The following is a 14,972-nucleotide window of genomic DNA, read 5'->3' on the forward strand; positions in this document are numbered from 1 at the left end:
AGGGTTAATCTAGATGTCGACTCAATATCTAAATTCTAATTTGAAAGTATTCTCTTTAAACTCTAATAAGGAACTTGCTGAGCAAATCGCAAAGCATATTGGAGTAGGACTAGGAAAATGTTCTGTTGATCGTTTTAGTGATGGAGAAGTTCAAATTAACATTGAAGAAAGTATCCGTGGTTGCGATGTATTCATTATTCAATCTACAAGCTTCCCAGTAAACGAACATATCATGGAATTACTTATTATGATTGATGCATTAAAACGTGCATCTGCAAAAACAATTAATATTGTTATTCCTTACTATGGTTATGCGCGTCAAGACCGTAAAGCGCGTTCTCGTGAACCAATTACATCGAAACTTGTAGCAAACTTGCTTGAAACAGCAGGTGCAACTCGTGTAATCACTCTAGATTTACATGCTCCGCAAATTCAAGGATTCTTTGATATCCCGATCGACCACTTAATGGGTGTACCGATTCTTTCAGACTACTTTGAAGCAAAAGGCCTTAAAGATATCGTAATCGTATCTCCTGATCACGGTGGTGTAACGCGTGCTAGAAAAATGGCGGATCGCCTAAAAGCGCCAATCGCTATTATTGATAAGCGTCGTCCTCGTCCGAATGTATCTGAGGTAATGAACATTATCGGTAACATCGAAGGCAAAACAGCAATTTTAATTGATGACATCATTGATACAGCTGGTACAATTACATTAGCGGCAAACGCTCTTGTTGAGAATGGTGCTTCTGAAGTATATGCTTGCTGTACACACCCAGTATTATCTGGTCCAGCAATTGAGCGTATTCAAAATTCGAATATTAAAGAGTTAGTTGTAACGAACTCTATCGTATTACCAGAAGAGAAAAAAATTGATAAAGTACATGAACTTTCAGTTGCTCCATTAATCGGAGAAGCAATCATTCGTGTATACGAAGAAGAATCTGTAAGTGTATTATTCAATTAATTGGATAGAATGAGACGTAACCAAGCTTGGTTACGTCTTTTCGTATCGAAAAAAGAAAGTAGTGGTACAAGAATGAAATTAATAGTAGGACTTGGGAACCCAGGTAGAGAATATGAATTAACAAGGCATAATATTGGATTTATGGCAATCGATGAACTTGCAAAACGTTGGAGTATTTCTTTGAATGAACAAAAGTTTAAAGGGGTATTTGGCGCAGGCTTTGTTAATGGGGAAAAAGTAATCTTACTAAAGCCACTTACATATATGAATTTATCTGGGGAAAGTATCCGTCCACTCATGGATTATTATAAAATTGATGTCGAGGACTTCATTGTTATGTACGATGATTTAGATATTCCTGTAGGTAAATTACGCCTTCGCATGAAAGGTAGTGCGGGTGGACATAATGGTGTGAAATCAACAATTTCACATTTAGGAACACAAGAATTTCAACGTATCCGCATGGGAATCGATCGTCCGAAAAATGGGATAAAAGTAGTGGATTACGTATTAGGACGTTTTACATCTGAAGAAATATCTGGCGTTAATCAATCCATTGAAAATGCAGCAGATGCATGTGAGGAATGGTTAAATAAACCTTTTCTCCAAATCATGAATACTTTTAATAGTTAAGCGCACAATCTGGAATATTTTATTTTGTTTTATCCCATACTAGTAGCAATTGGATATTTAGGAGGCTAGTATGGAAGGTTATTATTACTGTAGACATTGTGGAAGTAATGTGGGCTCCATTATCGCAGAAAAAGTATATAGCGACGTTTTGTTTCAACTAACAGAGCAAGAAGTAGTGGATATGATTCATTTTCATGAGAATGGAAATATATATATAAAAACGATTTGTGAATCGTGTCAAGAAACGCTCACATCTTATCCTGAGTATTATGAATATGAAAAATTTCTGCAATAAAATGTTGTCGCTTTGGCATGTCCAAAGCATTTTTCTGTTTTCTTTTTCCAAAATATTTGCATAAAATATAGTAACTTGCTCTTTATGTTGAGAGGAGTTTTGAAAATGATAGGTTTATTAGAGCAATTTTATAAAAATGAAGAAATACAATCGGTTATTAATGGGCTAGAAGATGGGTTGAAAGAGCAACTTGTATCGGGTATGGCCACATCCTCTCGTTCATTATTAATGGCAGCTTTATATAAAAAGACAAAGCAATCACAACTTATCGTGACGCACAATTTATACCAAGCACAAAAAGTACATGAAGATTTAGTGGCGTTACTTGGTGAAAAAGATGTTTGGCTATATCCGGTAAATGAATTGATAGCATCGGAAGTTGGTGTTGCAAGTCCAGAATTGAAGGCGCAGCGTATTGAAGTGTTAAATCGCTTAGCTGCGGGAGAGAATGGGATTATTGTAGCGCCAGTTGCAGGGCTGCGTAGGTTTTTACCAATAAAAGAATTATGGAAGCAAAGGCAAATTGAAATCAATCTAGGGCAAGAGATTGATTTAGATGCACTCTTGCATACCTTACATCATATTGGTTATGAGCGTAAGTCGATGGTAGAAGCTCCAGGAGAGTTTAGTTTGCGCGGGGGAATATTAGATATTTACCCATTAACTGAAGAATTACCATTTCGTATTGAATTCTTTGATACACAGGTTGATTCTATTCGATTATTTGATGTGGAAGAACAGCGCTCTCAAGATAAAAGGGAAAGTGTTCGGTTTGGTCCGGCAACAGAGTTTTTATTTTCACAGGAAGAATTGAAATCGGGAATTAAGCATCTTGAAGAAGGTTTGACTAAGACGATGCAAAAGCTTTCCGATGATAAATTAAAGACTACTGTGCTTGAGACGGTTAGTCATGAAATTGAAATGTTGAAAAACGGGCAAAGTATAGAACAAATGTTTAAATATTTATCTATTTTCTATAAAGAACCTGCTAGTCTGATAGATTATTTACCAGAGAACGGTGTTGTAATTTTAGATGAGATTTCCCGTATTCAAGAAACCGCATCACATCTTGAAACAGAAGAAGCGGAATGGTATATCTCACTTCTTGGCGAAGGAACAATTATTCAGGATTTATCTTTCTCCCACTCGTTTGAGGAGTTTCTTCATAATAAAAAAAGAAGTTTTGTATATTTAACGTTATTCTTACGCCATATAGCACACACACATCCTCAAAACATTGTGAATGTGACATGTAAAACGATGCAAGATTTCCACGGACAGATGCATTTGTTAAAAACTGAAATTGATAGATGGAATGAAGGTAATTTTACGACCGTTGTGCTTGGAACAGATGATGAACGTGTAAAAAAACTACAACATATTTTAAGTGATTATGATATTGATGCAGACATTGTAGAGGCCACAGATATCTTATTGCCTGGAAGGTTACAAATTGCTGTAGGTGATTTACATGCAGGCTTTGAAATGCCGATGCAAAAGTTTGTTGTCATTACTGAAAAGGAGCTTTTTCATAAGAAGGTTAAAAAATCACAACGTAAGCAAAAGTTATCTAACGCTGAACGTATTAAAAGTTATTCGGAATTAAAAGTTGGAGACCATGTAGTTCATGTAAATCATGGTATAGGTAAATTTTTAGGTATTGAGACATTAGAGATTAATGGTGTTCATAAAGATTATTTAAATATTAAATATCAAGGTAATGATAAGTTATACGTTCCAATTGAACAAATTGATCAAGTGCAAAAATACGTAGGGTCTGAAGGTAAGGAACCAAAAGTTTATAAATTAGGCGGAAATGATTGGAAGAAGGTCAAAACGAAAGTTGAAAAATCTGTACAAGACATTGCAGATGACCTAATTAAATTATATGCCGAGCGTGAAGCTTCGAAAGGTTATGCATATACACCAGATACGGCAGAGCAACAAGAGTTTGAATCTTTATTCCCATATCAAGAGACAGAGGATCAATTACGTTCTATTGAAGAGATTAAGAAAGATATGGAACGCGGACGTCCGATGGATAGGCTTCTTTGTGGTGACGTAGGATATGGAAAGACCGAAGTAGCTATTCGTGCGGCATTTAAAGCAATTATGGATGAAAAACAAGTTGCGATTTTAGTACCAACAACAATCCTTGCACAACAACACTATGAAACAATTCGAGAGCGTTTTCAAGATTACCCGATTAATATAGGATTACTAAGTAGATTTCGCACACGAAAACAACAAAATGAAACGATTAAAGGTTTAAAAGATGGAACGGTGGATATTGTAATCGGAACGCATCGTATTTTATCTAAAGATGTTACTTATAAAGATTTAGGACTTCTTATTATTGATGAAGAACAAAGATTCGGCGTTACACATAAAGAAAAAATTAAACAATTGAAAGCAAATGTTGACGTGTTAACATTAACGGCAACTCCGATTCCACGTACACTTCATATGTCTATGCTTGGTGTGCGCGATTTATCTGTTATTGAGACACCACCAGAGAATCGTTTCCCAGTACAAACATATGTAGTAGAGTATAATCCAGCGTTAATGCGAGAAGCGATAGAGCGAGAGTTAGCAAGAGGCGGTCAAATTTACTTCCTATATAACCGTGTGGAGGATATTGAAAGAAAAGCAGATGAAATTTCGATGTTAGTTCCAGATGCTCGTGTAACATACGCACATGGGAAAATGAATGAAGGTGAATTAGAGTCTGTTATGCTATCGTTTTTAGAAGGGCAGCATGATGTTCTTGTAAGTACAACAATTATTGAGACGGGTGTAGATATTCCGAATGTAAATACATTAATTGTATTTGATGCAGATCGTATGGGATTATCGCAGTTGTATCAGCTTCGTGGTCGTGTTGGGCGTTCTAATCGCGTCGCGTATGCATACTTTGCATACAAACGTGATAAAGTGTTATCGGAAGTTGCAGAGAGGCGTCTGCAAGCAATTAAAGAGTTTACAGAGCTTGGATCTGGTTTCAAAATTGCGATGAGAGACTTATCAATTCGTGGTGCGGGTAATTTGTTAGGGGCAGAACAACATGGATTTATTGATTCTGTCGGATTTGATCTATATTCTCAAATGTTAAAAGATGCAATTGAGCAACGTAGAGGAACAGACGGAGTTGAAAATACCGTTAATGTTGAAATTGATTTAGAAGTAGATGCATATTTACCGGATGCGTACATTTCAGATAGTAAACAAAAAATTATGATGTATAAACAATTTAGAGGTATTTCTGCAATTGAAGATATTGAAGAGTTGCAGGAAGAGATGATCGACAGATTTGGTGATTATCCACAAGAAGTTGGTTATTTATTACAAATTGCAAACATTAAAGTGTTGGCAATGAAAGAACAAATTGAGTTAATTAAGCAAAATAAATTTGAAGTAACATTCCTGTTTTCTGAACAAGCGAGCCAAAATATAGATGGTGGAAAATTATTCATGCTAGGAAGTAGTTTTGGCCGTATGATCGGTCTTGGTATGGAGGGGTCACAATTGAAAATTGTGATGAAAACGAATGGATTAGAGACGTCGAAATGGTTAACAATTGCTGAAAATTTATTAAAAGGCTTGCCAAATGTAAAAAAAGAAGTAATAAATGCCTAATATAAGATAAAAAATACAATTCGACGTGCATAGAAGAACTAATGTGTAAAATACTATGTTTAATAGTTGGTGATTTTTACATGAACAGGTAAATTCACCACTTTGATCATCAGTAGAAAGTGAGGCAGCATTAGAATGAAAGCAACTGGAATCGTACGTCGAATTGATGATTTAGGCAGGGTAGTAATTCCGAAGGAAATTCGTAGAACTTTACGTATTCGTGAGGGAGATCCACTAGAAATATTTGTTGATCGCGATGGAGAAGTGATTTTGAAAAAATATTCTCCAATTAGTGAACTAGGTAATTTTGCAAAGGAATATACGGAAGCTTTATACGATAGCTTAGGACATAATGTGCTTGTATGCGATCGTGATTCTATTATCGCAGTAGCGGGCGCATCTAAAAAAGAATACTTAAATAAAAGTGTTGGCGATTTAATTGAGAAGACAATGGAAGAGCGTAAGTCTGTAATTATGACAGATGAAAGCGAAATTTCAATTATTGATGGAGTAACAGAAAAAGTGAGCTCTTATACAATTGGCTCGATTATTGCAAATGGAGATCCAATCGGAGCTGTCGTTATCTTCTCTAAAGAGGCTATTATAAGTGAAGTAGAGCATAAATCAGTAAATACAGCTGCAAGCTTTTTAGCGAAACAAATGGAGCAGTAGCGAAGTGTAATTTCTATAAGTAGCAATCTTTCCTAATTATGATATTTCTATTTGAGAAATTAACTATTTGGAGATATAAGTATATTGAACGAAGGTAGCGCTTTGCTACCTTTTTTCATTGAATATTTTTGCTGTTGAAAGAAGTCAGTGAATGTAAGGAATATGAAGGAGAGCCAGTTTTTCTTTGTGATATAATACGAGGGGTGAGAATAGAAAAAGGAGTTTTCTTGTATGGAAGCGAAGAAGTACCAAGCCTTTTGGCGTGGGGCTATTATATTAACAATCGCAAGTTTTGTTACGAAGGTATTAAGCGCTTTTTACCGTATTCCATATCAAAATATAGCGGGTGATGTTGGTTTTTATATTTACCAACAAATTTATCCGTTTTATGGATTTTGTTTGATTTTAGCTACTTATGGGTTTCCTATTATTATTTCAAAAATGGTCGCAGAAAGATTAGAACGAGGAAAACAAAAAGAAGCAGAAGAAATTATTTGTGTATCTTTTTGGTTTTTATTAGGAATTGGCTTTATAGGATTTTTCACATTATTCTTTGGGGCCAAAACAATTGCATCGGCTATGGGCGATATACATTTAGATAAATTATTACGCGTTATTTCGTTTTCATTCCTACTAATGCCATTTTTATCTGTAGCGAGAGGATATTTTCAAGGATTCAATAATATGATGCCGACGGCTGTTTCGCAAGTAATTGAACAAACGATTCGTGTTTCTATTATTGTATTTTTATCACTATTCCTTATTGCTCAGGGATTTGATTTATATACAGTTGGTGCGGGTGCTATGCTAGGTTCAATTGCAGGCGGGCTTATTGGGATTATCGTACTTTTACTTTATATGCGTCATGATTTCCATGCTATTTTCTTCAAAAGATGGAAGGGAATTAGAAATAAAAAAGGGATTGTTCGAATCCTTTTTTGGCAGGGATTAGCGATTTGTGTTAGTAATTTAGTCCTTATTTTTATACAAATGGCGGATTCTATTTCCTTGTATACTTTGCTTATTCGTGCGGGAGAGAAAGTTGAAAATGCAAAGGTACTAAAAGGTGTTTATGATAGAAGTATCCCGCTTATGCAATTAGGTACTGTTGTGACAACTTCTTTCTCATTGTCACTTATTCCTATTATTACAGCGGCGAAAGAAAGAGGAGATCTTTCATTTATTCAAGAAAAGGTAAAGTTAGCAATGAAAATAACATTTGTTATTGGATTTGCAGCTGCTATTGGATTAACTTGTATTATTCAACCTACAAATATTATGTTGTTTGAAAATAGTGATGGATCAGATGTGTTATCGATTTTATCTTTATCTATTTTATTTAGTTCATTGTCAATTACAACTGCTTCCATTTTGCAAGGAGTGGGACAAACATTAAAACCAGCAATATTCGTTGTATTTGGAGGTTGTTTGAAGTTAGTTTTAAACTATATATTAATGCCGTATTTTGGTGTAAAGGGAGCTGCAATTGCAACTTTAGTTGCGCTTATTGTAATTGCCTTGCTAAATAGTGTGTTACTTATGCGAGCTGTATCGGAGCCGCTTATTGATAGGCGGAATATGTTAGGTGTAGCTATTAGTGGTATCGGTATGGGGTTTGTATTAATAATCTTTATGCGTATGTTGCGAATGTCCGGATTAGTAATTGATACAGGACATAGAGGAATTGCGACGCTTGAAGCGCTGTTAGGTGTAGCTATCGGTGGATTAGCATATATGTTTTTAATTTTAAAATTACGTGTATTTACAAAAGAAGAATTAGGAACCGTTATGAAACAAGAGAAAAAAGAAGGTTCATTGAAGAAGAGTGGATAGAGGTGACTGGTTGTGAGTGGAATCATTACTATTTTAGGATTAGGTGCTGGTGAGTTAGATCAGTTAACGATGGGTGTATATCGAAAGATAAAAGAAGCAGACCATATGTTTGTTAGAACGAAGGAACACCCAGTTATAGAAGAATTGGAGAAAGAGGCTATAAAATATACGGCCTTTGATAATGTATATGAGGCACATGATACATTTGAAATCGTATATGAAACAATTGCGAATACATTGCTAGAACAAGCTAAAGGCGCAGAAATTATTTATGCTGTTCCAGGTCATCCGCTTGTAGCAGAAAGAACAGTTCAGCTACTTTTGGAAAAAGGAGAAGCAGCAAATATTGAAGTGCGAATTGAAGGTGGACAAAGTTTCCTTGATCCGATGTTTGCAAGTCTAAAAATTGATCCGATTGAAGGGTTCCAATTAATTGATGCTACATCATTTGAAAGAGGGCAATTAGAATTACGTCAACATTTAATCTTTTGCCAAGTGTATGATGCATTCGTTGCTTCAGATGTGAAGCTAACGTTAATGGAGATTTTGCCAGATGATTACGAAGTGTATATCGTAACAGCTGCAGGGACTTCATTCGAGCAAGTGAAAAAGGTATCGTTATACATGTTAGATCACGAAACAGAATTAAATAATTTAACGAGTGTGTATGTACCGCCAGTTAAGGAACGTGCGTCCTTATATCAGCAGTTTGATGTACTTAGAGCAATTATTGCTGATCTTCGTGGACCGAATGGTTGCCCATGGGATAAAAAGCAAACTCATCAATCTTTAAAGAAATACTTAATTGAAGAAGCGTATGAAGTGCTAGAAGCAATTGATGAAGAGGATGATGATCATTTAGTAGAAGAACTAGGTGATATATTATTACAAGTTATGCTTCATGCCCAAATTGGAGAGGATGAAGGTTGGTTCTCTATAGATGACATTATTCGGACTTTAGCTGAGAAAATGGTTCGTCGTCATCCGCATGTGTTTGGGGATACGGATGTAAATAATGCTGATGAAGTGATTGCAAATTGGGAAGAAATTAAAAAAAAAGAAAAGGGATTCGTGAAAGAATCTGTTTTAGCGGGTATTCCAAAAAGCTTGCCACAACTAATGCGTGCTTATGAAATTCAGAAGAAAGCTGGAAAGGTTGGATTTGATTGGGTTGATGTGCAGCCGATGATAGAGAAGGCCTTAGAAGAATGGCAAGAATTCCAACAAGAAGTTGTAAACATGGATGAGAAAAAGATGCTAGGTGAATTTGGTGATTTACTATTTGCATTTGTTAATATAGCTCGTCATTATAAATTAGATCCAGAAGAAGCGTTACGTTCAACTAATGAGAAATTTATGGCTCGCTTTTTATACATGGAAGCAAAAGTAGCTGAAATGAATAAGGAAATGCAAGATTTATCATTAGAACAGTTAGATATTTTATGGGAAGAGGCAAAACAAACAGAGCGTTAATAGGGGGATTTGATATGCGTCTAGATAAATTTTTGAAAGTATCACGTTTAATTAAAAGAAGAACATTAGCAAAAGAAGTGTCTGACCAAGGAAGAATTTCGATTAATGGCCAAGTGGCAAAAGCGAGTTCAGATGTGAAGGTAGAGGATGAATTAACAATTCGTTTCGGGCAAAAAATAGTAACTGTGAAAGTAAATGAATTGAAAGAAACAACTAAAAAAGAAGATGCAGCAAACATGTATAGTCTCGTTCGTGAGGAAAAAGTGAAAGCGGAAGAAGGCTTGTTCTAAAATAGGTTAGCCCTTCATACATTACTATTAGCTAGTATAAAGCTATGGGGGGATTTTCGTGAATAATGGTTACTCACCTATGTCTTCTAATCAACAAAATGTTTCTGTAGAGCATGATATTATCATGCGTGGCAGGCGTGTAATCGATATTACTGGTGTAAAGCAAGTAGAGAGTTTTGATAGCGAAGAGTTTTTACTCGAGACTGTAATGGGTTTTTTAACAATTCGTGGTCAAAATTTGCAAATGAAGAATTTAGATGTAGAAAAGGGTGTTGTATCAATTAAAGGGAAAGTTCATGAAATGCTGTATATTGATGAGAACCAAGGGGAGAAAACTAAAGGCTTCTTTAGTAAGCTGTTTAAATGAGCCTAACAATTCAGTTGTATACAATGCTTTCGATGATTGGAATGGGTGCTTGGATTGGTGCTTCTTTAGATACATACCAACGGTTTTTAAAACGCCAAGAGCGTAAACGTTGGCTTGTATTTATACATGATATACTATTTTGGATTGTCCAAGCATTATTCGTTTTTTATGTATTACTGCGTGTAAATGAAGCCGAACTACGTATATATGTATTTTTGGCGTTACTATGTGGTTTTGCAGCATATCAAAGCTTATTGAAAGCACTATACATGAAGATGTTAAATTTTCTCATCTATATTTTTGTACAAACAACACAATTTTTTGTTCGAATTATACAGCTACTCATGATAAAACCTGTTATTATTATAGCACAGCTATTTATTGCATTTATATTATTCTTATTTCGTATACTGCTTTCAATTGGACATGTGTTATGGAAAATGGTGATTTGGATATTACTTTTCATATGGAAAGTTTTTTTCTCGCCTGTTCGGTTTATTGCTTCGCTCATATGGAAACTTCTCCCTAATCGTGTTAAACTTTTTATAATGAAGCATGTAGGGTTCCTGCAATATGTAGCAAAATTGAAGGGACATATCTTCCAATCATGGGTGCGTATAAAAAAGAAGTTAGGGGGACCTCGGAAATGAGGGAACTGAGACAAAGAACAATCGAAAAACAGAGTCCAAATCCTGTTAAAGAACATATAATACAAACGGATGAGAACAGGAAGCGACTTTATCGCCGTTTAGCGGTTTTTCTTGTCTTTGCTTTTACAATTATTGCTAGTATTAGTGTGACGTTTTATCAACAAAACAGTTCCATTAAAGCAAAAGAAGCAAAAGTTAAGGACATGAAAAAAGAACTGGATTCATTAACGAAAAAAGAAAAGAATCTAAAAGATGAAGTTCAAAAGTTGAATGATGAAGAGTACGTTTTAAAGATTGCTAGAAGGGATTATTTCTTCTCCGGAAAAGGGGAGATAATTTTTCCTGTTTCTAAGTAGAGTATGTCTTATTGACACTACATTTTAGGATTATATATAATAAAGTAAAATTTGACTTTTTAACCACTAAGGAGGAGCATTTTTTTTATGTCAATCGAGGTAGGCAGCAAGTTACAGGGTAAAGTAACAGGTATTACAAATTTTGGGGCTTTTGTGGAGCTGCCAGAAGGCTTAACAGGTCTTGTTCATATTAGTGAAGTTGCTGATAATTATGTGAAAGATATTAACGATCACTTAAAAGTAGGCGACCAAGTAGAAGTAAAAGTTATCAATGTTGAAAAAGATGGCAAAATTGGCCTATCTATTAAGAAAGCGAAAGAACGTGAAAAAACAGAAGGAGATCGTCCACGTGGTGAATACCAACGTGGTGGTGATCAACAACGTTCTGGACGTCCACAACGTAATAATAATCGTTCTTCCAACAGAGATAACCGCGGTGGCGGTAACGAACGAGCTCCAAAAGAAACATTTGAGCAAAAGATGGCACGCTTTTTAAAAGATAGTGAAGATCGTTTAACTTCTTTAAAGCGTAACACAGAATCTAAACGTGGTGGCCGTGGCGCACGTCGCGGATAATAAGTCCGTTTAATTCTTAACATATAGAGAGGTACCCAGAGTAATTACTCGGGTACTTTTTTATGTGAGAGAATATATTTTAAAAAAGTTTTTGAGATGTGTTGACTTTAAAGCGTATCTGATGTAAGATACTAATTGTCCGTTAAATATGACGACATGGCGGTGTAGCTCAGCTGGCTAGAGCGTACGGTTCATACCCGTGAGGTCGGGGGTTCGATCCCCTCCGCCGCTATATTTAATTTAACGGCCCGTTGGTCAAGTGGTTAAGACACCGCCCTTTCACGGCGGTAACACGGGTTCGAATCCCGTACGGGTCATCTAAAAAGATCATGCAAATTTGCATGATCTTTTTTTGTTAAATATAAATTAAGACGTACAATACTTCTACAAAATCACCCTATATTTTCTGAAGATTCTTTTAACTTGCTTTAAATAAATTAAATACTATGTATATATGTAGATTTATTTCGAATAAAAAGTCGAACGATTATAAAAGTCAAAACTGTTGTTTTGACAAAAAAACCAATAATCATCTTTTATAATAACAGTAATTAAACTATGCAGGTGGTGTTAAAAATATGCCTAAAGCAGGAAGGAATACTATGAATACAAGTGCATTGGCGATGAATGAAAGTCAGCTTGGAACAATAAAGTGGACGAGTAAGTTGCGAATGAAGTTTGAACAAGTTTTCTTTAGATGGGGATTCATTATTGCTGTTATTGGTTTTCTTTTGGGACGAGCATATATATTAACAAACATTTTACCGTTTGCATTGCCGTTTTTTGCTGCTGTTTATGTTATGAAGCGAGATAAAATGCCGCTCGCGTTCTTAGCTCTAATGGGGGGAGCACTTTCAGTTTCAATAGATAATTTATTTTTTACTTTTGCATCTATTTTTACCTTCTTTATTTATAATATCTTCTTTAGTCGGTTTACACGTAAAACTGTTGGACTTGTACCATTCCAAGTATTTATCTCCGCATTAACCGCACATTTAGTTGTTGTATATTTTGCACAGCAAACCGTCACCATGTATGATCTGCTCGTCAGTACGATCGAAGCGGGGCTTAGCTTCGTATTAACGATGATATTTTTACAAAGTGTTCCGCTTTTAGTGGAAAGGAAAGGGAAGCAACAAGCGTTAGAAACAGAAGAAATTGTTTGTTTAATTATATTACTAGCATCTGTTTTAACGGGCACAACGGATTGGTTTGTTTATGATGCTTCTATTCAACATATTTTCACTAGATATTTAGTATTAGTATTTGCCTTTATTGCAGGGGCAGCTACAGGGTCCACGGTAGGAGTTGTCACTGGGTTAATATTAAGTTTAGCGAATGTGGCGAGCTTGTCTCAACTTAGTCTCCTTGCCTTTTCAGGATTGCTTGGGGGATTGTTAAAAGAAGGGAAGCGTATAGGAGTTAGTTTAGGTTTATTAATTGGTACAAGCTTAATTACATTATATGTAGACAAGCAAACAAGTATTGTAACAACTTTAATTGAATCTGGTGTAGCAATTGTTTTATTCTTATTAACACCGAAGCTTGTTATGGATCGTATTGCTAAATTTATGCCAGGTACACAGGAGCATTCACAGGATCAACAACAATATTTAAGAAGAGTGCGCGATGTTACAGCAAACAAAATCAATCAATTTGCTAATGTATTTGCTGCTTTGTCTAATAGCTTTTCTGTATACGGGTATGTGGAGGAGGAAGATAAAGAAACAGAAGCTGATTTATTTTTAAGTACAATTACTGCAAAAACATGTCAAACATGCTTTAAGAAGGATCAATGTTGGGTAGTTAATTTTGATAAAACATACGATTATATGAAACAAATAATGAGTGAAACAGAAGAAGGAACGCTGCAGCATAATCGGAAGTTAGTTCGTGAATGGGACAAGCATTGTGTGAGAGGGAAGAAAGTAACGGATTTAGTAGCGGGTGAATTAGATCACTTCTATGAGGGGCAGAAATTAAGAAAACAAATGAAGGAAAATCGTAGAATTGTAGCGGAGCAATTACTAGGTGTATCAAAAGTGATGGAGGATTTCGCTAAGGAGATACAACGAGAAAGAGAGAACCATCAAGCGCAGGAGGAGCAAATTTTACAAGCGTTTCGTGATTTTGGTGTCGAAGTGGAGCATGTTGATATTTATTGTTTAGATAGAGGAAGTATTGATATTGAAATGTTGATTCCGGCTGCATCTAATGAACATGGGGAATGTGAGAAGTTGGTTGCTCCAATGCTTTCAGATATTTTAAAAGAGAATATCGTCGTTAAGCATGAAGAGAAATCCTCATATCCAAATGGGCACAGTTTAATATCATTTGGTTCAGCGAAGACGTATTCTCTTGATACAGGATTGGCCACAGCTGCAAAAGGTGGTGGGTTTGTTTCAGGTGATTCCTACGCGATGATGGATTTGAGCGTTGGTAAATATGCACTTGCGATTAGTGATGGTATGGGAAATGGACAAAGGGCTCATATGGAGAGTAGGGAAACGGTAAAATTATTACAAAAGATACTTCAATCAGGTATTGATGAAGAAATAGCGATTAAGTCCATCAATTCGATTCTTTCTTTAAGGACGACAGAGGAGATGTATACAACGCTTGACTTGGCTATGGTAGATTTACGGGATGCGAGTGCGAAGTTTTTAAAGATTGGATCGACGCCGAGTTTTGTTAAACGCGGAAATAATATTTTGAAAATTGAGGCAAGTAATTTGCCGATGGGAATCATTGAAGATGTTGAAGTTGATGTGGTTGGTGAGCAATTAAAAACGGGTGATCTTCTTATCATGATGAGTGACGGCATCTTTGAGGGAGCGCAACATGTGGAGAATCACGAATTATGGATAAAACGTAAAATTAAAGAACTACAAACAGAGGACCCACAGGAAATCGCTGATATTATTATGGAAGAAGTAATTCGCTCTGGTGATGGTTATATAAATGATGATATGACTATTGTGGTGGCGAAAGTAAAGAAAAATATGCCGAAGTGGGCTACGATTCCAATAGTAGGAATGCAGGCGCAATAAAATAATCAAAAAACCTAGGTAGATGCCTAGGTTTTTTTGATTAAAAAGGTAATGTGATTACTTTGTTAAATATACAGGAGGGATGTAAGATAAAAATATGGATTTTGTACATCTTTTTTTTGCACAATGTTTGTAAAAGTTGTACCATTATATACAAGGTAACTAATGTTGTTG

At 35.6% G+C, this 14,972-nt stretch carries 13 protein-coding genes and 2 tRNA genes; all 15 read left to right on the forward strand.

Annotated elements, in window-relative coordinates:
* The first annotated feature begins 13 nt into the window (after positions 1-13).
* The 15 genes from JFU23_RS15840 (at position 14) to spoIIE (ending at position 14,798) form a co-directional block, all read left to right on the forward strand.
* Positions 14-967 (forward strand): ribose-phosphate diphosphokinase, encoded by a 954-nt coding sequence (locus JFU23_RS15840; protein WP_002091580.1) that lies wholly within the window; start codon positions 14-16, stop codon positions 965-967.
* A gap of 72 nt (positions 968-1,039) precedes the next feature.
* Positions 1,040-1,600, forward strand: a complete 561-nt coding sequence (pth, locus tag JFU23_RS15845) for an aminoacyl-tRNA hydrolase (RefSeq protein WP_087943057.1) — start codon at positions 1,040-1,042, stop codon at positions 1,598-1,600.
* 70 nt (positions 1,601-1,670) lie between these two features.
* Complete coding sequence (locus JFU23_RS15850; protein WP_085308557.1) at positions 1,671-1,895, forward strand: anti-sigma-F factor Fin family protein; 225 nt, start codon at positions 1,671-1,673, stop codon at positions 1,893-1,895.
* Positions 1,896-2,000: 105 nt separating this feature from the next.
* On the forward strand, positions 2,001-5,531 hold the full coding sequence (gene mfd, locus JFU23_RS15855) for a transcription-repair coupling factor (RefSeq protein ID WP_085308559.1): 3,531 nt from the start codon (positions 2,001-2,003) through the stop codon (positions 5,529-5,531).
* Positions 5,532-5,666: 135 nt separating this feature from the next.
* Positions 5,667-6,203, forward strand: a complete 537-nt coding sequence (gene spoVT, locus JFU23_RS15860; protein ID WP_002009670.1) for a stage V sporulation protein T — start codon at positions 5,667-5,669, stop codon at positions 6,201-6,203.
* Between the two features lie 231 nt (positions 6,204-6,434).
* Entirely contained in the window at positions 6,435-8,036 is a 1,602-nt protein-coding gene (locus JFU23_RS15865; RefSeq protein WP_085308565.1) for a putative polysaccharide biosynthesis protein, read from the forward strand.
* A gap of 12 nt (positions 8,037-8,048) precedes the next feature.
* Positions 8,049-9,509 (forward strand): bifunctional methyltransferase/pyrophosphohydrolase YabN, encoded by a 1,461-nt coding sequence (gene yabN, locus JFU23_RS15870; protein WP_201032242.1) that lies wholly within the window; start codon positions 8,049-8,051, stop codon positions 9,507-9,509.
* 14 nt (positions 9,510-9,523) lie between these two features.
* Positions 9,524-9,799 carry an RNA-binding S4 domain-containing protein gene (locus tag JFU23_RS15875; RefSeq protein WP_002009677.1) on the forward strand — a complete coding sequence of 92 codons (276 nt, stop codon included), beginning with the start codon at positions 9,524-9,526 and terminating at the stop codon, positions 9,797-9,799.
* A gap of 58 nt (positions 9,800-9,857) precedes the next feature.
* Positions 9,858-10,166: a sporulation protein YabP gene (gene yabP / locus JFU23_RS15880; protein WP_001059101.1), complete on the forward strand. Its 309-nt coding sequence runs from the start codon at positions 9,858-9,860 to the stop codon at positions 10,164-10,166.
* Complete coding sequence (yabQ, locus tag JFU23_RS15885) at positions 10,163-10,816, forward strand: spore cortex biosynthesis protein YabQ (RefSeq protein ID WP_201032243.1); 654 nt, start codon at positions 10,163-10,165, stop codon at positions 10,814-10,816. Before yabP ends, yabQ begins: the two co-directional genes overlap by 4 nt.
* Positions 10,813-11,172, forward strand: coding sequence for a cell division protein DivIC (gene divIC / locus JFU23_RS15890; protein ID WP_002124547.1), 360 nt, complete (start codon positions 10,813-10,815; stop codon positions 11,170-11,172). Before yabQ ends, divIC begins: the two co-directional genes overlap by 4 nt.
* Positions 11,173-11,259: 87 nt before the next feature.
* Positions 11,260-11,748 (forward strand): S1 domain-containing RNA-binding protein, encoded by a 489-nt coding sequence (locus tag JFU23_RS15895; RefSeq protein ID WP_002063394.1) that lies wholly within the window; start codon positions 11,260-11,262, stop codon positions 11,746-11,748.
* A gap of 158 nt (positions 11,749-11,906) precedes the next feature.
* Positions 11,907-11,980: transfer RNA gene (locus JFU23_RS15900), tRNA-Met, on the forward strand.
* 13 nt (positions 11,981-11,993) lie between these two features.
* Positions 11,994-12,065, forward strand: a tRNA-Glu gene (locus JFU23_RS15905).
* Positions 12,066-12,326: 261 nt separating this feature from the next.
* Complete coding sequence (gene spoIIE, locus JFU23_RS15910) at positions 12,327-14,798, forward strand: stage II sporulation protein E (protein WP_016093699.1); 2,472 nt, start codon at positions 12,327-12,329, stop codon at positions 14,796-14,798.
* Positions 14,799-14,972 lie beyond the last annotated feature (174 nt).

The sequence above is a fragment of the Bacillus sp. TH50 genome (genome assembly GCF_016650565.1).
Classification (GTDB): domain Bacteria; phylum Bacillota; class Bacilli; order Bacillales; family Bacillaceae_G; genus Bacillus_A; species Bacillus_A mycoides.

Bases quoted from the DNA above. Each gene is read 5' to 3' on its own strand.
- spoVT (WP_002009670.1), top strand. From the start codon at position 5,667: ATGAAAGCAACTGGAATCGTACGTCGAATTGATGATTTAGGCAGGGTA.
- yabQ (WP_201032243.1), top strand. From the start codon at position 10,163: ATGAGCCTAACAATTCAGTTGTATACAATGCTTTCGATGATTGGAATG.
- JFU23_RS15895 (WP_002063394.1), top strand. From the start codon at position 11,260: ATGTCAATCGAGGTAGGCAGCAAGTTACAGGGTAAAGTAACAGGTATT.
- pth (WP_087943057.1), top strand. From the start codon at position 1,040: ATGAAATTAATAGTAGGACTTGGGAACCCAGGTAGAGAATATGAATTA.
- JFU23_RS15865 (WP_085308565.1), top strand. From the start codon at position 6,435: ATGGAAGCGAAGAAGTACCAAGCCTTTTGGCGTGGGGCTATTATATTA.
- spoIIE (WP_016093699.1), top strand. From the start codon at position 12,327: ATGCCTAAAGCAGGAAGGAATACTATGAATACAAGTGCATTGGCGATG.
- JFU23_RS15850 (WP_085308557.1), top strand. From the start codon at position 1,671: ATGGAAGGTTATTATTACTGTAGACATTGTGGAAGTAATGTGGGCTCC.
- mfd (WP_085308559.1), top strand. From the start codon at position 2,001: ATGATAGGTTTATTAGAGCAATTTTATAAAAATGAAGAAATACAATCG.
- JFU23_RS15875 (WP_002009677.1), top strand. From the start codon at position 9,524: ATGCGTCTAGATAAATTTTTGAAAGTATCACGTTTAATTAAAAGAAGA.
- JFU23_RS15840 (WP_002091580.1), top strand. From the start codon at position 14: ATGTCGACTCAATATCTAAATTCTAATTTGAAAGTATTCTCTTTAAAC.
- divIC (WP_002124547.1), top strand. From the start codon at position 10,813: ATGAGGGAACTGAGACAAAGAACAATCGAAAAACAGAGTCCAAATCCT.